Annotated in this window: 15 protein-coding genes and 1 pseudogene; 12 read left to right on the top strand and 4 right to left on the bottom strand. The window is 74.5% G+C overall.

Features of this window, described 5'->3' with window-relative positions:
- Positions 1-8 precede the first annotated feature (8 nt).
- On the top strand, positions 9-776 hold the full coding sequence (locus MF406_RS09455; protein WP_242892391.1) for a MerR family transcriptional regulator: 768 nt from the start codon (positions 9-11) through the stop codon (positions 774-776).
- A gap of 312 nt (positions 777-1,088) precedes the next feature.
- Positions 1,089-1,709 carry an L-threonylcarbamoyladenylate synthase gene (locus MF406_RS09450; protein WP_242892388.1) on the top strand — a complete coding sequence of 207 codons (621 nt, stop codon included), beginning with the start codon at positions 1,089-1,091 and terminating at the stop codon, positions 1,707-1,709.
- A 184-nt stretch (positions 1,710-1,893) separates the two neighbouring features.
- On the opposite strand, the gene MF406_RS09445 is transcribed toward MF406_RS09450, so the two are convergent.
- Both MF406_RS09445 and MF406_RS09440 read right to left on the bottom strand, forming a co-directional pair.
- Positions 1,894-2,484, bottom strand: coding sequence for a dihydrofolate reductase family protein (locus tag MF406_RS09445; RefSeq protein ID WP_242892385.1), 591 nt, complete (start codon positions 2,482-2,484; stop codon positions 1,894-1,896).
- A gap of 117 nt (positions 2,485-2,601) precedes the next feature.
- Positions 2,602-4,872 carry an MMPL family transporter gene (locus MF406_RS09440; protein WP_242892382.1) on the bottom strand — a complete coding sequence of 757 codons (2,271 nt, stop codon included), beginning with the start codon at positions 4,870-4,872 and terminating at the stop codon, positions 2,602-2,604.
- 197 nt (positions 4,873-5,069) lie between these two features.
- On the opposite strand from MF406_RS09440, the gene MF406_RS09435 reads away from it, so the two are divergent.
- From MF406_RS09435 to MF406_RS09395, 9 genes are all read left to right on the top strand, one after another.
- The gene (locus tag MF406_RS09435; protein ID WP_242892372.1) at positions 5,070-6,413 is read left to right on the top strand and encodes a replication-associated recombination protein A; all 1,344 of its coding nucleotides are present in this window, start codon (positions 5,070-5,072) and stop codon (positions 6,411-6,413) included.
- A 272-nt stretch (positions 6,414-6,685) separates the two neighbouring features.
- The gene (gene rpsD, locus MF406_RS09430; RefSeq protein WP_242892369.1) at positions 6,686-7,309 is read left to right on the top strand and encodes a 30S ribosomal protein S4; all 624 of its coding nucleotides are present in this window, start codon (positions 6,686-6,688) and stop codon (positions 7,307-7,309) included.
- Between the two features lie 208 nt (positions 7,310-7,517).
- Entirely contained in the window at positions 7,518-7,871 is a 354-nt protein-coding gene (locus MF406_RS09425) for a DUF948 domain-containing protein (protein ID WP_242892356.1), read from the top strand.
- Position 7,872: 1 nt separating this feature from the next.
- Positions 7,873-8,217, top strand: coding sequence for a hypothetical protein (locus MF406_RS09420; protein WP_242892354.1), 345 nt, complete (start codon positions 7,873-7,875; stop codon positions 8,215-8,217).
- A gap of 44 nt (positions 8,218-8,261) precedes the next feature.
- The gene (gene alaS, locus MF406_RS09415; protein ID WP_242892344.1) at positions 8,262-10,964 is read left to right on the top strand and encodes an alanine--tRNA ligase; all 2,703 of its coding nucleotides are present in this window, start codon (positions 8,262-8,264) and stop codon (positions 10,962-10,964) included.
- Positions 10,961-11,584: a Holliday junction resolvase RuvX gene (gene ruvX, locus MF406_RS09410; protein ID WP_242892342.1), complete on the top strand. Its 624-nt coding sequence runs from the start codon at positions 10,961-10,963 to the stop codon at positions 11,582-11,584. The genes alaS and ruvX overlap by 4 nt, the downstream gene beginning before the upstream one ends.
- Positions 11,581-12,732, top strand: coding sequence for an endolytic transglycosylase MltG (gene mltG / locus MF406_RS09405; RefSeq protein ID WP_242892340.1), 1,152 nt, complete (start codon positions 11,581-11,583; stop codon positions 12,730-12,732). Before ruvX ends, mltG begins: the two co-directional genes overlap by 4 nt.
- A gap of 291 nt (positions 12,733-13,023) precedes the next feature.
- On the top strand, positions 13,024-14,049 hold the full coding sequence (locus MF406_RS09400) for a shikimate dehydrogenase (protein ID WP_242892338.1): 1,026 nt from the start codon (positions 13,024-13,026) through the stop codon (positions 14,047-14,049).
- Positions 14,049-14,615 (top strand): prepilin peptidase, encoded by a 567-nt coding sequence (locus MF406_RS09395; protein ID WP_242892336.1) that lies wholly within the window; start codon positions 14,049-14,051, stop codon positions 14,613-14,615. Before MF406_RS09400 ends, MF406_RS09395 begins: the two co-directional genes overlap by 1 nt.
- A 1,060-nt stretch (positions 14,616-15,675) precedes the next feature.
- Here the strand turns inward: MF406_RS09395 and MF406_RS09390 are convergent.
- Together MF406_RS09390 and aroD are read right to left on the bottom strand one after the other, a co-directional pair.
- Positions 15,676-16,091, bottom strand: a pseudogene (locus MF406_RS09390) (IS21 family transposase); the annotation flags it as partial.
- Between the two features lie 355 nt (positions 16,092-16,446).
- Complete coding sequence (gene aroD, locus MF406_RS09385; protein WP_242892333.1) at positions 16,447-17,211, bottom strand: type I 3-dehydroquinate dehydratase; 765 nt, start codon at positions 17,209-17,211, stop codon at positions 16,447-16,449.
- An 87-nt stretch (positions 17,212-17,298) separates the two neighbouring features.
- Here aroD and aroC point away from each other — a divergent pair, with 87 nt between their 5' ends.
- Positions 17,299-18,516, top strand: coding sequence for a chorismate synthase (gene aroC / locus MF406_RS09380; protein WP_242892331.1), 1,218 nt, complete (start codon positions 17,299-17,301; stop codon positions 18,514-18,516).
- The last annotated feature ends 307 nt before the right edge of the window (positions 18,517-18,823 follow it).

Raw genomic sequence — 18,823 nt, 5'->3', positions numbered from 1 at the left:
GAGCACGGGTGGAGTGGACGGTCCACGAGCTGGCCGAACGGGCCGGGATCAGTGGCCGGGCGCTGCGGCACTACCACCGCATCGGGCTGCTCGAACCGGACCGTGTCGGGTCCAACGGGTATCGCTACTACGGACCCGACGCGGTGGCCCGCCTGCAGCGGATCCTGCTGCTGCGGGCGACCGGCATGCCCCTCGCCGAGATCGCCGCCGTGCTCGACGCGCCCGTGGACGAGGATGCAGAGATCGAAGCGCTCGAGGTGCATCTCGATCAGCTCGGCCGAGAACGTGAGGGCCTCGAACGGCGCATCCAGGCCGTCGAGCACACTCTCGCGATGCGCCGCCAGGGACGGCAGCCCCGCATGGACGTCATGCTTGACGGTTTCAACGACCGGTACGAGGACGAGGTCGTCGAACGTTGGGGTCGGGAGGCGTTCGAGGCCGCGAACCGGTGGTGGCACGGCAAGAGCGTCGACCAGCAGAAGGCATGGAAACGTGACGCGGAGGATCTACTGGCGCGGTGGCGTGAGATTCACGACGCCGGCCATGCGCCGGACTCCGCACCCGCGCAGGAGCACGCAGCGCGTCACCTGATGTGGTTCGCCGAGATCCCCGGCACTCCTACCCATGCCGGGGACACGGAACGGTCTGCCGCGATGGTCCGCGGGATGGCTGAGATGTACGAGTCGAACCCCGACTTCCACCAGTCGTTCGGCAGCAGGGGTGCCGCACACTACGCCGCCGCGGCGCTGCGCCTGCATGTCGGAGAACGCCGCTGAGTCAGTCGATGCGCACGCGCCGCCGCCGCTGGCAACCACGTCGGGCGTACCGAACGACCAGATCGCGTTGTACGCAGGCGTGCTCGAAGAACGAGGACGCAAGCAGCCGTGCCGGCCGCGAGCGAACCAGCAAGCGAGCCAACGAGCCAACGTGAAAGTCGAGCATTTCGCGCCCCGTACGGCGGACGGTGGGAGGCCACCGCGACTGCCGCCTGGCAAAGTCGGAGAGCCGGAGCGCCGAGCGTCCGAGCCAAGCACGCCCGGGCAGCGGGCGGCATGGCGACCCCGGCACGCCCCGGCCACACTGGCCCCATGGCCCGCTACCTCGACGTGCACCCCCAGGACCCCCAGCCGAGACTGCTCGCCCAGACCGTCGAGATGCTGCGCGGCGGCGCGCTCATCGCCTACCCGACCGACTCCGGCTACGCGCTCGGCGCGGCGCTGGGCAACAAGAGCGCGATCGACCGGATCCGGGCGATCCGCCAGCTCGACGCGAAGCACCACTTCACCCTGGTCTGCCACGACTTCGCCCAGCTCGGCCGGTTCGTGATCGTGGACAACGCGGTCTTCCGGCTGGTCAAGGCGGTGACGCCGGGGCCGTACACCTTCATCCTGCGCGCCACCAAGGAGGTGCCGCGGATGATGCTGCACCCCAAGAAGCTCACCGTCGGGGCGCGCATCCCGGACCACCGCCTCGCCCAGGCGCTGCTCGCCGAGCTCGGCGCGCCGCTGCTGTCGACCACGCTGATCCTGCCCGGCCAGGAGCAGCCGATGACCGAGGGCTGGCTGGTCAAGGATGAGCTGGACCACGCCGTCGACGTCGTCATCGAGGGGGAGGCTGGGACGGCCGGGCCGACGACGGTGGTGGACCTGACCACCGGGGCGCCGGAGGTGGTGCGGGTGGGCGCCGGGGCCCCCGACCGGTTCCGCTGACCATCGCTCGCCGATGCTCCGGTGCTCCGGTGGGGGCCGCGGACGCGACGGCCGTCAGGGGGGAGCGGCACGACGGCCGTCACGCGAGAGCGGCACGACAGCCATCACGGAGAACGGAACGACGGCCGACACGGGGAGCGGCACGACGGCCGACACGGTCAGCAGCAAGCAGGCCCCGGCAGAGTCAGGTGGACGAGTCGCGCGCGTACGTGAGGATCACGACGCCGCTCGGGCTGACGACGCTGTCGGTCAGCGCGAACCGGGCGAGGTGGCCGCGATCGTCGAACATGCGCTTGCCGGCGCCGAGGACGACCGGGAAGAGGAGCAGGCGGTACTCGTCGACGAGATCGTGCTCGGCCAGCCCGCGGACCAGGGCACCGGCACCGAAGACGACGAGGTCGCCGTCGGTGCGGTCCTTCAGGGCCGTGACGGCGGAGGCTAGCTCGCCCGTGACCGGGTGGGAGTTCTGCCACGGGAGGTCGTCGGCCGAGGACGAGACGACGTACTTCGGCATGCGGTTCATGGCCGCGATCGCTGGCTCGGAGTCGTCGGCGTCGGACCAGGCCTCGGTGAGGATCTCGTAGGAGCGGCGACCGAGCAGCAAGCCGGCGGCGCCGACGGTCGCGTCCGCCATGAACGCGTCGACGACGTCGTCGCTGTACGGCACGACCCATCCGCCGTGCGCGAAGCCGCCGTCACGATCCTCGTCCGGCGAGAGCGGGGACTGGATGACCCCGTCGATGCTGATGAAGTTCACCACGGCGAGCCGACCCACGGTCAACCTCCTCAGGCTTGGTCTCCTCAGGCTTGGTCTCCTCAGGCTGCGTGCCGCCGCCAGCCTCGCACCCGGCCGACGGACCATTCCAGGCAAAATGCCCAAGCGCCCGCGCCGTCAGTGCAGGACCCCCAGCCGCGCGTGCAGCCGCCGCAGCGGCGCCGGCGCCCACCAGTTCCACCTGCCGAGCAGCGTCATGGTCGCCGGCACCAGCAGCATCCGCACCAGCGTGGCGTCGATGAGCACCGTGACCGCCAGCGCCACCCCGACCTGCTTGATGACGAGCAGGTCCCCGGCGACGAACCCGGCGAAGACCGCCACGATGATCGCCGCGGCCGAGGTGATGATGCGGCCGGAGTGCTGCAGCCCGCGCTCGACCGCGGCGTCGTTGTCCAGGCCGGCGTCCCAGAACTCCTTGATCCGGGAGAGCAGGAACACCTCGTAGTCCATCGCCAGGCCGAAGCCGAAGGCCACGACGATGGCGACGACGTAGGACTCCAGCCCGGCGACCGGGGTGATCCCGAGCAGGTCGGCGCCGTGCCCGCCCTGGAAGACCCACACGGTCACCCCGAGGGAGGCGGCCAGGGAGAGGACGTTGACGAGGATCGCCTTGACCGGCACCAGGACCGAGCCGGTCATCAGGAAGAGCAGCACGAAGACGGCGACCGCGATGACCCCGCCGGCCAGCGGCAGGCCGTCGGCGAGCGCGGCGTTGAAGTCGACCTGGCTGGCGGCCTGGCCCACCACCCAGGTCCGGAACGGCGGGTCGAGGTCGCGGACGTCGTGCACGACGGCGCTCGCCTCGGCCCCGCCGGCGTCCTCGGCGTCGAGGAAGACCTCGACCGCGGTGTAGCCGTCCAGCTCGGCCGGGCCGCGGACCTCCGCCACGCCGTCGACGGCGGCCAGCTCCTCGGTCCAGGCGCCCGCCTCCGCGGCGGTGCCGTCGGTGACCACCCGCAGGTCCGCCGCCTCGGCGGCCGGGTAGTCCGTGGCGACCGCCGCGATGTAGTCCCGCTGGGCGGAGCCGGAGGGCAGCAGCTCGGTGGTCGAGCTGCGCATCTGCATCCCGGTGACCGGCGAGGCGAGCAGCGCCAGGACGGCGAGGGAGCCGAGCAGGACGAGCCAGGGGCGGGCGTGGACGCCGCGGGCCAGCCGGGAGAAGAACCCGTCGTCCGGGGCGTCGTCGCCCAGCCCGGCCACCACCCGCCGCAGCCCGGGCACCCGCGACAGCACGGTCCGGCGCAGCATCCGGTCCCCGAGGAGGACCAGGAGCGCGGGGACCAGCGCGACGGCGGTGGCCACGGCCAGGATGACGACGGCGACCCCGGCGGCCGCGATCGACCGCAGCACCTCCGGGGTCAGGAGCAGCAGCCCGGCGACGGCGACGGCGATCGTCACGGCCGAGAACAGCACGGTGCGCCCGGCGGTGGCGACCGTGGTGCGCACGGCGGCGAGGACGAGCGGGTTGCGCCGGCGGCGGCTGCGGCTGCGCCGGCCGGCGGCCGTAGCGCCGCCGGTGGCGGTCTCCCCGGTGAGCCGGTGCACCTCCTCGCGGTAGCGGGAGACGATGAGCAGGCCGTAGTCCACCGACAGGCCGAGCCCGACGACCGTGACGACGTTGATCACGAAAGAGTCGACGTCCATCAGGTAGGAGAGCCCGAGCAGGACGCCCAGCCCGCCGGCGATGGAGGCCAGCGCGCCGACCAGGGGCAGCCCGGCGGCGAGGAACCCGCCGAAGACCAGGACCATGATCAGCAGGGCGACGGGCAGGGCGACGACCTCGCCGGTGACGAGGTCGGTCTTGACCTGGTCGACGATGTCCTCGGCCATCAGGATGCCGGAGCTGGTGATGCCGTTCGCGCCGGGGCTCACCGCGGCGAGCTCGCCGGGCACCTGGTCGAGCCGGTCGACGACGGCGTCGTGCGCGGCGGCCTCGGCGTCCTCGGTCAGGCCGCGGGCGAGGGTGACGGCGAGGAGGAAGCCGTCCCGGTCCTGGGCGACCAGGCCGGCGGCGGCGGGGTTGCTCGGCCCGTCGGGCAGGACGAACGGGTCGACCACCTGGTCCACCCCGGCGAGGCCGGCGAGCCCCTCGTGGGCGGGCGTGAGCGCCTCGGTGACCTCCGCGACGACGGCGGGGTCGGTCAGGTCCACGTCCTGAACCAGCAGGGTCACCTGCTCGGCGGTGCCGGCGTGGGCGTCGAGGATGTCCATGCCCTCTTGGCTCTCCGAGCCGGCCACCGCCGGCTGCCCGGTGCGCAGCCGGTCGAACAGGCCGTCCCCGCCCAGCCCGGTCAGCGCCAGCAGCAGGCACCCGGCCGACACCAGCGCCCACACCGCGACGATCGTGCGGGGGAACCGGGTGACGAGACGGCCGAGGCGGTCGAACACGCGGCACAGTGTCTCACCGCGGTCACGCGCCGCCAGGCGGGGCCAGCCGGCTGTCAGATCGCCGTCACGCGGGCCCAGCCAGAGCCGCTGACGCCCGCGCCCCGCCAGCGCGATCCGGTGACGAGCCTCCCGGCCCCGCCAGTCCGAGCCGGTGACGAGCCGACCGGCCCCACCCGCGCCGCCCGTAGGCTCGGTGCGTGGATCTCTTCGAGGCCGCCGGGGCCGACGACGCTGGGCTGCCCGCCCCCCGGCCCGACGCCCCGCTGGCGGTGCGGATGCGCCCGGCGACCCTGGCCGAGGTCCTCGGCCAGGACCACCTCCTCGAGCCCGGCGCACCGCTGCGCCGGCTGATCGAGCCCGGCGAGGGCCGGGCCGCGCCGTCGTCGGTGATCCTGTGGGGGCCGCCCGGCACCGGCAAGACCACCCTCGCCTACCTCGTCGCACGCGGCTCGGGCCGCCGGTTCGTCGAGCTCTCCGCGGTCACCGCCGGCGTGAAGGACGTGCGCGCCGTCGTCGACGACGCCCGCCGCCGCCTGGTGACCTCCGGGGCGGAGACGGTCCTCTTCATCGACGAGGTGCACCGCTTCTCCAAGACCCAGCAGGACGCGCTGCTGCCCAGCGTGGAGAACCGCTGGGTGACGCTCATGGCGGCGACGACGGAGAACCCCAGCTTCTCGGTGGTCGCCCCGCTGCTGTCCCGGTCGCTGCTGCTCACGCTGCGGCCGCTGACCGCCGAGCACGTCCGCACGCTGGTCCGCCGCGCGCTCACCGACGACCGGGGCCTGCCCGGGCGCCGGCTGGCCGACGACGCCGCGGACCACCTCGTCCGGCTCGCCGGCGCGGACGCCCGCAAGGCGCTGACCATCCTCGAGGCCGCCGCCGGCGCGGCCGAGGCGGCGGGCCAGAGCGAGATCGGCCTGGACGCCGTCGAGCGGGCGGTGGACGTGGCGGCGGTGCAGTACGACCGCGCCGGGGACCAGCACTACGACGTCACCAGCGCGTTCATCAAGTCCATGCGCGGCTCCGACGTCGACGCCGCCCTGCACTACCTCGCCCGGATGGTGGTCGCGGGGGAGGACCCGCGGTTCATCGCCCGGCGCATCATCATCGCCGCCGCCGAGGACGTCGGCATGGCCGACCCCACCGCGCTGCAGACGGCGGTGGCGGCCGCGCAGGCGGTGGCGCTCATCGGGATGCCGGAGGCGCGGATCATCCTCGCCCAAGCCGTCGTGCACGTGGCGACGGCACCGAAGTCCAACGCCGCCTACGCCGCCCTCGACGCGGCGATCGCCGACGTGCGCGCCGGGAAGGCCGGCGCGGTGCCCGCGCACCTGCGCGACGCCCACTACGCCGGCGCCGAGCAGCACGGCCACGGCACGGGCTACCGGTACGCGCACGACGACGCCCGCGGGGTCGTCGGGCAGCAGTACGCCCCGGCGGAGCTCGCCGGCGTCCGGTACTACGCCCCGACCAGCCACGGGCTGGAGCGGGACATCGGCGCACGGCTGGAGCGCATCCGGCAGATCCTGCACGAGCGGTGAGGTGTGCCGGGCCGGCGTGGTGACGTCCACGGCAGCGGCGGGCACCGGTCACTGCCCTGGGCGGCGTTCAGGCACCTTCCCTGGGACGGGCGGCTGGCGCTGCCCTCGGCCGGACGCCGGGCCATGCGCCGGGCGGGTATAGTTGAGCGGTCGTCCTGCGCGTCCGCGCGCCAGGCGGCCCCTGGGGTCTTGGCCACGAGGTCGATCCCGCCCCGCGCGAGCAGCCCACGCCCGCCGCGGTGACGTCACCACGACAGGAAGAGAAACTCAGCATGGCAGTGTCCCGCACGCGCCGTCAGGTGCGCCTCTCGCGCTCCCTCGGCCTCGCGCTGACTCCCAAGGCGGTCAAGTACTTCGAGAAGCGGCCGTACGGCCCGGGCGAGCACGGCCGCGCCCGCCGGCGGACCGAGTCCGACTACGCCGTCCGGCTCAAGGAGAAGCAGCGGCTGCGCGCCCAGTACGGCCTGCGCGAGGCCCAGATCCAGCGGGTGTTCGAGGAGGCCCGCCGGGAGCAGTTCCTCACCGGTGAGTCCCTCATCGAGCTGCTGGAGATGCGCCTGGACGCCCTCGTCCTGCGCTCCGGCTTCGCCCGCACGACCGCCCAGGCCCGCCAGGCCGTGGTGCACCGGCACATCCTGGTCGACGGCCAGCTCGTGGACCGCCCGTCCTTCCGGGTCAAGCCCGGCCAGGTCATCCAGGTCAAGCCGCGCAGCCAGACCATGGTGCCCTTCCAGGTCGCCGCGGCCGGCGCGCACCGCGACGTGCTGCCCAACGTCCCGCCCTACCTCGACGTCCAGCTCGAGCGGCTGCGGGCCGAGCTCACCCGCCGGCCCCGGCGCGCCGAGGTGCCCGTGACCTGCAACGAGCAGCTCGTCGTCGAGTACTACTCGCGCTGACCGCTCCGGGACGCCCCGGGCCACCTGCCAGCCGCAGGGGTCCGGGGCGTCGCCGTCCCCGGGCAGCATCCGTGCCCCGATCGCCGTCGCGCCGTCGCCGCCCGCCCGTGCCGCCCGCCCGCCCAGCCGCCCGGCCCTGGCCCCCACCGGTAGTGTTGCCCGCGGCCCGCGCCCTGCCGGGCCCCCCGCCCACGAAGGAGCCCCCGCCATGTCGGTCGCTGACATCGCCGGCCTCGTCGCCGCGCTGGCGTTCGTCGCGCTCGTCGTCTTCCTCGCCGTGCCGCTGCTGAAGCTCGGCAGCGTGCTGGAGGAGGCCCGCGCCGCGGTCCGTCGCCTGACCGACCACACCCTGCCCGCCATCGACGAGGCCGTGGAGACGGTGCGGGCGGCGAACGGCCAGCTCGCCAAGGTCGACACCGTGACCACCTCCGCCGCGCGGGCCAGCGAGGACCTCTCCGCCCTCACCACGCTGCTCACGGCCACCGTCGGCGGCCCGCTCATCAAGGTCTCGGCCGCCTCCTACGCGGCCCGGCAGGCCGTGGCCCGGCTGCGGGGGCGCTGAGGTGGCCGGCCGCCGCGCGGTCGCGGTCGCCGCCGTCGTCCTCGGAGCGACCGCGGTCCTCGCCGTCGCGCGCCCCGCCGGCCGGCAGCGGCTGCGCGGCCTGCCGGCCGCCGTCGTCGCCGCCTACCGGCAGCGGGAGGGCGAGCTGCGGGCCGCGCTGCTGCCCTCGCCGATCGAGGTGGACGAGGCCCGCGCCCACCGCCGCGCGGCCGTCGACTCAGCCGGCGCCGGTGCGGCCGTCGACTCAGCCGGCGCCGCCGGCCCAACCGGCACCGCCGATCTTGCCGCACCGGCCGCCGTCGGCCCCCGCACGGAAGACGACGACCTGGCCGAGACGTTCTCCTGACCGCGGGCCTCGCGCCCGCCACCCACCACCGATCCTGAGGAACCATGCGCACCGCCGAGATCCGCTCCCGCTGGCTGGACTACTTCGCCCGCCACGACCACGCCGTGGTGCCGAGCGCCTCGCTCGTGTCCCCCGACCCCTCCATCCTGTTCACCATCGCCGGCATGGTGCCGTTCATCCCCTACATCGTCGGCACCGCCCAGCCGCCCTGGCCGCGGGCGACCAGCGTGCAGAAGTGCATCCGCACCAACGACATCGACAACGTCGGCCGGACCACCCGGCACGGGACGTTCTTCCAGATGTGCGGCAACTTCTCCTTCGGCGACTACTTCAAGGAGGGCGCCGTCCAGTTCGCCTGGGACCTGCTCACCACCGCCCAGGACGACGGCGGCTACGGCCTGGACGGGGACCGGCTCTGGGTCACCGTCTGGGACCAGGACGCCGAGGCGATCGACGCCCTGACCAAGGTGGGCGTCCCGGCCGCGCACGTCGTGCGCCTGCCCCGGGAGGAGAACTTCTGGGACACCGGCCAGCCCGGCCCGGCCGGCCCGTGCGCGGAGTTCCACTACGACCGCGGCCCGGCCTACGGCCCGGACGCCGTCGGCGGCACCGTGGACCCGGGCGGGGACCGGTACCTGGAGGTGTGGAACCTCGTCTTCGACCAGTTCGTCCGCGGGGAGGGGCCGGGCAAGGACTACCCGCTGCTCGGCGAGCTCGAGCACAAGTCCATCGACACCGGGGCCGGGCTGGAGCGGCTGGCGTTCCTGCTCCAGGGCAAGGAAAACCTGTACGAGATCGACGAGGTCTTCCCGGTGATCGCGGCCGCCGAGGAGATGTCCGGCCGGCGCTACACCATGGGCACCGACCAGCAGGTCCCCGACGACGTCCGGCTGCGGGTGGTCGCCGACCACGTCCGGTCCGCCCTGATGCTCATCGGCGACGGCGTCCGGCCCGCCAACGACGGGCGCGGCTACGTCCTGCGCCGCCTGATCCGCCGCGCGGTGCGGTCCATGCGCCTGCTCGGGGTGGACGACCCCACCCTGCCGGTGCTGCTGCCGGTGGCCAAGGACGCGATGCGCGCCTCCTACCCCAGCCTGGAGGAGGACTTCGCCGGCATCTCCCAGGTGGCCTACGAGGAGGAGGAGGCCTTCCGGCGCACCCTCGCCTCGGGCACCACCATCCTGGACACCGCGGTGGCCAGGGCCAAGCAGGCCGCCCCCGCCGCCCCGGTGCTCGGCGGCACCGAGGCCTTCACCCTGCACGACACCTACGGCTTCCCGATCGACCTGACCCTGGAGATGGCCGCCGAGCAGGGGGTCAGCGTCGACGAGGCCGGCTTCCGGTCCCTGATGGCCGAGCAGCGCCAGCGCGCCCGCGCCGACGCCCTGGCCAAGAAGACCGGGCACGTCGACACCTCGCTGTACAACGAGATCAAGGACCGCCTGGGCGCGCCGGTGCAGTTCCTCGGCTACACCGACGACGTCGCCGAGGTGCGCCTGGTCGGCCTGCTCGCCGACGGCGTCCCGGTGCCCGCCGCCACCGCCCCGGCCGACGTCGAGGTGGTGCTGGACCGCACCCCGTTCTACGCCGAGGCCGGCGGCCAGCTCGCCGACCAGGGCACCATCTCCTTCGCCGGCGGCGGGATCGTCGACGTCGCCGACGTCCAGTCCCCGGTGCCGGGGCTGTCGGTGCACCGCGGCCGGCTGACCGAGGGCACCCTCACCCTGGACGAGACCGGGGTGGCCGCCATCGACACCCACCGGCGCGGCGCGATCGCCCGCGCGCACACCGCCACGCACATGGTGCACAAGGCGCTGCACGAGTTCCTCGGCGACCAGGCCACCCAGGCCGGCTCGGAGAACGCCCCGTCCCGGCTGCGGTTCGACTTCCGGCACGGCTCGGCGGTCCCGCCGTCGGTGCTGTCCGACATCGAGGGCCGGGTCAACGAGCGGCTCGCCGAGAACCTCGACGTCACCGCTCAGACGATGGACATCGACGACGCCCTCGCCGCCGGCGCGATCGCGCTGTTCGGGCAGAAGTACGGCCGCCGGGTCCGGGTGGTCTCCATCGGCGGGGACTGGTCGAAGGAGCTGTGCGGCGGCACCCACGTGCCGGCCACCGGCAACATCGGCCTGGTCACCATGCTGGGGGAGACCTCGGTCGGCTCCGGGGTGCGGCGGGTGGACGCCCTCGTCGGGGCCGGCGCGTACGGCTTCCAGGCCAAGGAGCACGCCCTGGTCGGCCAGCTCACCTCCCTGATGGGCGGGCGGGCCGAGGAGCTCCCCGAGCGGGTGGACGCCCTGCTCGGCCGGCTCAAGGCGGCGGAGAAGCAGGTCGCCCGGCTGCGGCAGGACCAGCTCCGCGGCGCCGCGGCGAGCGTGGCCGGCGGCGCCGAGCGGGTGGGCACCGGCCGGGTCGCCCTGCACGACGCCGGCGAGGTGGACGCCGCCGACGAGCTGCGCAGCCTCGCCCTGGACGTGCGCCAGCGGCTGGGCGAGGCCGAGCCCGCCGTGGTGGCCGTGGGCGGGGTGGCCAAGGGCCGGCCCAGCATCGTGGTCGCCACCAACGCCGCCGCCCGCGGCGCCGGGCTGCGGGCCGGCGCCCTGGTGCGGGTGGCCGCCGGGGTGCTCGGCGGCGGCGGGGGCGGCAAGGACGACGTCGCCCAGGGCGGGGGCACCGACCCCGCCCGGCTCGGCGACGCGCTGGCCGGCGTGCGGGCCGAGGCCGCCGGCCCGCTCGGGTCATGAGCGGCGGCGGCGCCGGCGCCGCCGGCGACGGCGGCCCGTCCCTGCGCCGCGGGGTGCGGGTCGGGGTGGACGTCGGCTCCGTCCGGGTCGGGGTGGCCCGGTGCGACCCCGACGGCATCCTGGCCACCCCGGTGCGCACCGTCGCCCGCCGGCCCGACGGCGGCGACGTCGCCGAGATCGCCGCGCTGGTGGCCGAGCTCGGCGCGCTGGAGGTGCTCGTCGGGCTGCCCCGGAGCCTGTCCGGCCAGGAGGGCAGGTCCGCCGCCGCCGCGCGCGCGTACGCTGTCCGGGTCGCGGCCGCCGTCGGCCCCACGCCGGTGCGGCTCGTCGACGAGCGCCTGACGACCGTCAGCGCCCACCAGGCCCTGCACCGGGCGGGCCGGCCCGGCCGGCGGCACCGCGCCGTCGTGGACCAGGTGGCGGCGGTGATGATCGTCGAGCAGGCCCTCGAGGTCGAGCGGCGTACCGGCGCCGCGGCGGGCGAGCTGGTCGTCCCGGCCGAGGGGGAGCCGGCGGCCCAGAACGAGCCGTCCGCGCCGGCGACGGCCACGGGGGACACACCGGCGCACGCACCGCCGGCCCGCCCGGCCCCGCCACCCACGACGAGGGGAACCGAGTGAACGACCTGTTCGAAGAGACCCCCGGCACCCCGGCGGCCCCGCCCGCCGACGACCCGCGGCGCCAGCGGCGCGCCCAGCAGGTGCGCCAGCAGCGCCGGCGGCGCCGCACCACCGTGATCATCCTGGTGACCGTCGCCGTCGTCGCCCTCCTCGCCGTGTGGGCGGTGCCGCAGGTCCGCGGGCTGTTCGACCTGCGCCCGGCCGGGGCCGAGGACTACCCGGGCCCGGGCAGCGGGTCGGTGGAGGTGGTGGTGCCGGCCGGGGCGTCCGGCACCGAGATCGGCACGGTCCTGCACGACGACGGCGTGGTGGCCTCGGTGCGGGCGTTCACCGACGCCTTCGCGGAGAACGTCAACGCCGCCCGGATCCAGCCCGGCACCTACACGCTCAAGCGGGAGATGGCCGCCCGGGACGCCGTCACCGCCCTGCTCGACCCGGCGAACAAGTCCGAGGTGACCATCACCGTGCCGGAGGGCTTCCACGCCCGCCAGGTGTACGAGCGCATCGAGAACGTCGCCCAGATCCCGCTGGCGGAGGTCCAGGCCGCCGCCGCGGACCCGGCCGCCATCGGCCTGCCCGCCGAGGCCGGCGGCAACCCGGAGGGCTGGCTCGCCGCCGCGACCTACCGGTTCGAGCCCGACGACGACGCCGCCACGATCCTCGCCGCGATGGTCGCCCAGACCGTCGCCCGGCTGGACGCCCTGCAGGTGCCCGCCGACCAGCGCCAGGAGGTGCTCACCAAGGCGTCCATCGTCGAGCGCGAGGTGGGGCCGGAGTACTACGGGCAGACCGCCCGGGTGATCGAGAACCGGCTGGCCGGCAAGGGCGACACCGGCGGCAGGCTGCAGATGGACTCCACCGTGCTGTACGGGCTGGACAAGGTCGGCGGCGTGCCGACCAGCGAGGAGCTGGACAAGGACACCCCGTACAACACCTACCTGCACCCGGGGCTGCCGCCCACGCCCATCGGGGCGCCGGGGGAGGCCGCCGTCGCGGCGGTGCTCGCCCCGCCGGAAGGGGACTGGCTGTACTTCACCACGGTCAACCTCGACACCGGTGAGACGAAGTTCACCGCCGACTACGCCCAGCAGCAGGAGTTCGTCGCCGAGCTGCGGGCCTGGGTGCAGGAGAACGAGGAGACGGGCTGAGCCGGGGGCGGGCCGCTCTGCCCGGTGCCCGGGGCGACGGCCGCGACTCGCTCGTCGAGCGGTCACCGGCGGCGGGGCCGCGCGCGTCGGACCCGGCCACCGCGGGCGGGCCTCGGGCGCCGGGCGGCGCAGCTGTGGACAGCCGTGCCGCCGCCCGGGCCGGCGGTGGTAGACCGAGCCACCGGTGGTAGACCGAGTCGACGGTGGTAGACCGAGAGCCAACGACGTGGGTACCGGGACGTCACCGTCTGTGGGAAACCGGACGCCGCCGTCCGTCGGGAGAGGAGTGCCATGAGCCGCACCGGTGAGCCGGCGCCCGCCGGCGTCGCCGCGACCGGGGAGGACCTCACCGCCCCGGGCATCACGCACCGGGCGGCCGTCCTGGGGCACCCCGTCGCGCACTCCCTGTCCCCGGCGCTGCACCGGGCCGCCTACGACGCCCTCGGCCTGACCGGCTGGGGCTACGGCCTCCAGGACGTCACGGCGGCCGAGCTGCCCGCGGTGCTCGCCCAGCTCGATGCCAGCTGGGCCGGGCTCTCCCTGACCATGCCGCTCAAGCAGGCGGTGCTGCCCCACCTCGACGTCCTCGACCCGCTCGCCGAGGTCACCGGCGTCGTCAACACCGTGGTGGTCCAGCCCGGCCGGGCCGGCGCGGCGGGACCGCTGGTCGGGTTCAACACCGACATCCACGGCATCGTCGCCGCGCTGCGGGAGGGCGCTGGGCCGGGCTGGACGCCCCGGCGCGCCGCGGTGCTGGGGGCGCGGGCGACGGCGACCTCCGCCCTCGCTGCACTGACCGAGCTCGGCGCCGCCAGCACGGACCTGGTGGCGCGGTCGGTGGCCGGGCCGGGCTCGGCGGCCGCTGCCGCGCACCGGATGGGGGTCGCCGTCAGGCACGTGCCGTGGGCCAGCGCGCAGACCGCGGCCGCCGCGCTGGCCGGCGCGGACGTCGTCGTCTCCACCGTCCCGGCCGGCGTGGCGGACGACGTCGCCGCGGCGCTGACGGAGGCCCTGGCCGGCGGTGAGGCAGCCGCCGCCGACCGCGCTGGACCGTTGACCGGGCGGGTGCTGCTCGACGTCGTCTACGACCCCTGGCCCACCCCGCTGGCCACCGCCTGGCAGGCAGCCGGCGGGACCGTCGTGCCCGGCTGGGCGATGCTCGTCCACCAGGCCGAGGCGCAAGTGCGGCTGATGACCGGCCGGAGCCCGGACGTCGCCGCGATGCGCGCCGCGCTGCTGGCCGAGCGCGCCCGGCGCGCCGCCGGGGGAGCGGTGCCGCCCGCGCCACCGCCCTTCCCGGCCGTCCGGCAGGGCTGATGACGACGGCGGCCCCGGTCCCGGTCCCGGCGAGCGCCTGGGCCGCGGGGGCGTCGCTGGCCCTGCTGGCGGCGGTCGGGCTCGCCGTCGCCGGCTCCCCGCTCGTCCTGGCCGGTGCCTGGCTCACCGCCGTCGCCACCGTCCTCGCGATCGTCGACGCCCGCAGCCACCGGCTCCCGGACCGCCTGCTCGGCCCCGGCGCGGCGGGCCTGGTGCTGCTGCTCGCGGCGACCGCCGCGGCCACCAACTCCTGGGCGGCGCTCGGCCGGGCCGTCACCGCCGCGGCGGTGTGCGCGACCGGCTACCTCCTCCTCGCCCTCGTCCGGGCCGGCGGGCTGGGGCTGGGCGACGTCAAGCTCGCCGGCCTGCTCGGACTCTGGCTCGGCTGGTGGGACTGGTCGGCGGTTGCCGCGGGCGTCCTTGCCGGGTTCGTCCTGGGCGGGGCCTGGGCGTTGCTGCTGCTGGTGACCCGGCGCGCACGCCGGGACACCGCCGTCGCCTTCGGCCCCTGGATGATCCTCGGCGCCGCCCTGGCGACGGCGGCCGCGGCCGGCTCGACCGCATGATGTGCGCATTTCGTGGCCGCGACGTCGCCGTACGGTCACTGACTACGACGATCGGCTCTGTTGTTGGGCTCGGCGTAAGGCGCCTGCGGCTCACCCCCGACCTGCCCTCTGAACCCGGAGGAAGAAACCCATGGACGCGCCTACTCTCGTAGTCGGGGGTCAGCGAGACCGTGTGCTGTGACGTAATTACCCATAGGGAGGTAGTTACCCATAGGGTCCGGACCGCTCAGGCGCTCGCCATCCTCTAGTTGCATGCATGTTGGCTCCTGCCCGAAGACCACCCCAAGAACGTCGAAGTCTCTGGCTCCCATGACCCGATGTGCGCTAAGCTCAAGTCTGTCAGGCACGCGTGGCCAGAGTTCCGTCATTAGGCCGTCCGCGACTAGTGGGTGGACCACGTCGACGAGCGGATGGAACGCAAGGTGGAACACAACTTCCTTGCCGTTCGGAACATTGAAGGCCACTACTGCCGACCCGGGCGACCCCCCAGCGCCATCGCTGCGGAATGTGATGGGAAGCTCCACTCTCTGGATAGGTGGAGCAACGTTCGGCGCTCGACGGTCGAGTACGCCTACCCACAACGTAAGGTCCCCTGGGAGCGCCCCATTGAGAAGAGGAGTAAGCGCGCCTCGGTGTAGGTCTAGACTTTGACCCCTTTTTGCGTGACCCTGGAGGCTGGAGTAGGTGCTGGAGGGATGGGCGTGGAGGAGCAGAGACTTTGCCGCCCACTTGGCGAATGCCATCACCTCAGGGCCCTCGACAACTTCGAACCTGTCGAGCGCCTTCCGTACAGGCTCCTTCGCGGCCTGCTCGAACGCACTGTTGAGCTTCCCATTGCAGTCCGACCTGTTGTCGCCGCATACCGGCAGCATCACCCGTGAGATGTGGTCGAACTCCTGCAGCGGCAGTCCGTTTAGTACCATACGGTAGAACCGATCCGAATTCGGCCACCGCTTCAAGAACCACGAGGGCCAAACATGCTCGCCCTGCCCTGTTACTTCCGCTCCACAGAAGACGCACGGACCCTTTGGCATCCGATGAGACTACGGGCAACACCCGGGCCCGGCATCTTCGGGCCCTCTCCCCAGTCCAGCTGCAGCCACAGCCCCGGCTCGGTGATCCACGGCCGGTAGGTCCGCCGGTGCCCAGCCCGCCACGCCGCCTTCACTGCGCCACCGCCCGCCGGGTGGTCCGCTCCGTCCCGGCGAACCCCAGCGCCACCAGCCGGGCGTGGATCACGTCGGCGCGGACCTTCCCGCTGCCCCGCTCGACCCACTCCTCGATCTTGGGCATGTACCCGTCGATCATCCGCGCGCGCCGGGCCGGCCCGGTGACCGGCCGGCCCGCGTCACGGGCGGCGACGTAGCGCCGCACCGTCTTGGGGTCCACCCCGGCCAGCTCGGCGGCCGAGTGCGCACTCTCCGTGGCGTCGAACGCCTCCAGAATCTCCATGATCTCCCTGTCAGACTTCTGCATGCGTCCCTCCGGCGGAACCTGCTCGTAGGTGGTCAGACCTCGAGCAAACCCCCGGAGGGACGCCCGTCGGGACCGACACGACCGGCCCCACGGCCACGGGCAGGGAGATCAGGTGTCCGTCAGCAGGGAAGTACGTGTCCGCCTACAGGGAGGTTGGCATGTCCGCTAGCGATCTTCGGAGGACATATTGGCCGTGCCGCCGTACAGGACCGGTCCGCCCAAAGTCCGCAAGACGTCCGTCCGAACTAAAGACCAACGCGGCTGCCACCACGGTGGCGTAGGCCAAACGGCCTGACCTTCGGACTGGAGAAAGTGGTGCCGACGACGGGCGCGCGAGGGCCGGAGATTGCTGCCGTCAATCGCCCAGCCCGTGGAGCAGCTCGAGCACGGCGCGCACCTCCGCCAGCGGCGCCTGGCCTGGGGCGGACGCGACACCGACGGTGGCGAACGTGGCCGCCGAGCCGAAGACGCCACCGGCGAGCCGGGAGACCAGACCCACCCGGTCCATCGCGATCGCGATGAGGGGTCGGTCCGCGTACCTGCTGCGCATGGTCCACGCGGCCTGCAGCAGGGTCAGCACGTCGCCCGGGCCGTGCGGCATGACGGCGACCTTGGTGACGTCGGCGCCCTGGTCCTGCATGTCGCGCAGCCGGCCGACGATCTCGTCCTCCGCCAGTGTCGCCCGGAAGTCATGGTGGGACATCACGACGGCGGCCCCGGCGTCGCGGGCGGCGGCGAGCAGCAGGCGCCGGACCGCCGCGTCCCGCTCGGCCTCGACGTCGACCAGGTCGGCGGCGCCGGTCGCCAGCAGCACCTGGAGCAGATCCCCGTACGCGCCGTCGTCCACCGCGAGCCGCCCGCCCTGCCCGGCGGTGCGCACCGAGACCAGCAGCGGGCGCCCGCCCACCGCGGCCCGCACGGACCCGGCAGCGCGAGCCACCGCGGCGGTGTCCGCGGCGCCGTCGAGCAGGTCCACCCGCCACTCCACGACGTCGACCGGCTGCTCGGCCAGGGCACGTGCCTGGGCGAGGAGCTCCTCCTCGGTCGCCCCGGTGAGCGGGACGATCACCTTCGGGCGGCCCTGCCCGAGGACGACGTCCTTGACCGTGACGTGACGCATGCGGGCTCCTTGGTCGGGGAGAGCTCATTGTCGCGTGCTTCCGGACGCTCCCGGGCCGCCGCGGGCCCCCGTGGCAGGATGACCGGCATGCTCAGATGGGTCACCGCGGGGGAGTCGCACGGCCCGGCCCTGGTCGGGATCCTGGAGGGCCTGCCGGCCGGGGTCGAGATCACCACCGCCGACGTGCGCACCGCCCTGGCGCGGCGCCGGCTGGGCCACGGCCGCGGCTCGCGGATGAAGTTCGAGCAGGACGAGGTGCGCATCCTCGGCGGCGTGCGGCACGGCACGACGATGGGCGGGCCGGTCGCCGTCGAGATCGGCAACACCGAGTGGCCCAAGTGGCAGACCGTCATGGCCGCCGACCCGGTGCCGCGCGAGGCGCTGCTGGTCGACGCCGGCACCGGCGACGAGCGGGAGGTCGCTCGCAACCGCCCGCTCACCCGGCCCCGGCCCGGGCACGCCGACCTGGTCGGCATGCAGAAGTACCACCTCGACGACGCCCGGCCGGTCCTGGAGCGGGCCAGCGCCCGCGAGACCGCCGCCCGGGTCGCGCTCGGCACCCTCGCCGCGGCGCTGCTGCGGCAGGTCGCCGGGGCGGAGCTGGTCTCCCACGTCGTCGCGATCGGTCCCGTGGCGGTTCCCGACGACGCCCCGGCCCCGGGACCCGGCGACGTCGCCGCGCTGGATGCGGACCCGGTCCGGTGCTTCCACGGCCCGACGGCCGCGGCGATGGTCGCCGAGATCGACGACTGCCAGCAGGCCGGGGACACCGTCGGCGGCGTCGTGGAGGTGCTCGCCTACGGCCTGCCGCCCGGGCTGGGCTCCCACGTCTCGGGGGACCGGCGCCTCGACGGCCGGCTGGCCGGGGCGGTGATGGGCATCCAGGCGGTCAAGGGCGTGGAGGTCGGGGACGGCTTCCGCACCGCCGCCCGGCGCGGCTCGGCGGCGCACGACGAGATCGTCCCCGGGCCGGACGGGCGCCTGCGCCGGGCAACCAACCGGGCCGGCGGCACCGAGGGCGGGATAAGCACCGGGGAAGTGCTCCGGGTGCGCGCCGCGATGAAGCCCATCTCCACCGTCCCGCGGGCGCTGGCCACCGTCGACGTCGCCACCGGCGAGCCCGCCCGCGCCATCCACCAGCGCTCGGACGTGTGCGCGGTGCCGCCGGCGGCGGTGGTGGCCGAGGCGATGGTCTCCCTCGTCCTGGCCCAGGCCCTGCTGGAGAAGGTGGGTGGGGACTCGGTCGCGGAGTGCCGGCGCAACCTGGCCGGGTACCTCGAGGCGATCCCCGAGCACCTGCGCTGAGCCGCGCGCCGTGAACCGGGCGCGACGAGGCAGCCGGCGCCCAATCGGCGACGACGGGCGGTGAGGTTCGCCGGCGGGCGGTGAGGTTCGCCGGCGGGCGGTGAGGTTCGTCGGCGGGCGGGCGGGATCGAGGTCGAGACGTCGTGACCCGCCAGGCGGCTGGCCGTCGTGGTTCAGCATCGTCCCGCGGCACGACCAGGCGGAGTAGCCGCCGGCGGCCGCGCGCGAGGGTGCGCGAGTCGTCGGGACGGCCGACCCCGTAGGGGTCGAGGTCTGGTTCGTGCAATGACAGTCCAGGCTGTCCGCT

It is taken from the genome of Georgenia sp. TF02-10 (assembly GCF_022759505.1).
GTDB lineage: Bacteria > Actinomycetota > Actinomycetes > Actinomycetales > Actinomycetaceae > TF02-10.
This window is presented reverse-complemented; position numbering and strand designations above follow the sequence as displayed.

Excerpts from the sequence above, each read along its gene's own strand:
- MF406_RS09450 (WP_242892388.1), top strand. The coding sequence starts at position 1,089 with ATGGCCCGCTACCTCGACGTGCACCCCCAGGACCCCCAGCCGAGACTG.
- rpsD (WP_242892369.1), top strand. The coding sequence starts at position 6,686 with ATGGCAGTGTCCCGCACGCGCCGTCAGGTGCGCCTCTCGCGCTCCCTC.
- MF406_RS09425 (WP_242892356.1), top strand. The coding sequence starts at position 7,518 with ATGTCGGTCGCTGACATCGCCGGCCTCGTCGCCGCGCTGGCGTTCGTC.
- alaS (WP_242892344.1), top strand. The coding sequence starts at position 8,262 with ATGCGCACCGCCGAGATCCGCTCCCGCTGGCTGGACTACTTCGCCCGC.
- ruvX (WP_242892342.1), top strand. The coding sequence starts at position 10,961 with ATGAGCGGCGGCGGCGCCGGCGCCGCCGGCGACGGCGGCCCGTCCCTG.
- MF406_RS09400 (WP_242892338.1), top strand. The coding sequence starts at position 13,024 with ATGAGCCGCACCGGTGAGCCGGCGCCCGCCGGCGTCGCCGCGACCGGG.
- MF406_RS09395 (WP_242892336.1), top strand. The coding sequence starts at position 14,049 with ATGACGACGGCGGCCCCGGTCCCGGTCCCGGCGAGCGCCTGGGCCGCG.
- aroD (WP_242892333.1), bottom strand. The coding sequence starts at position 17,211 with ATGCGTCACGTCACGGTCAAGGACGTCGTCCTCGGGCAGGGCCGCCCG.
- aroC (WP_242892331.1), top strand. The coding sequence starts at position 17,299 with ATGCTCAGATGGGTCACCGCGGGGGAGTCGCACGGCCCGGCCCTGGTC.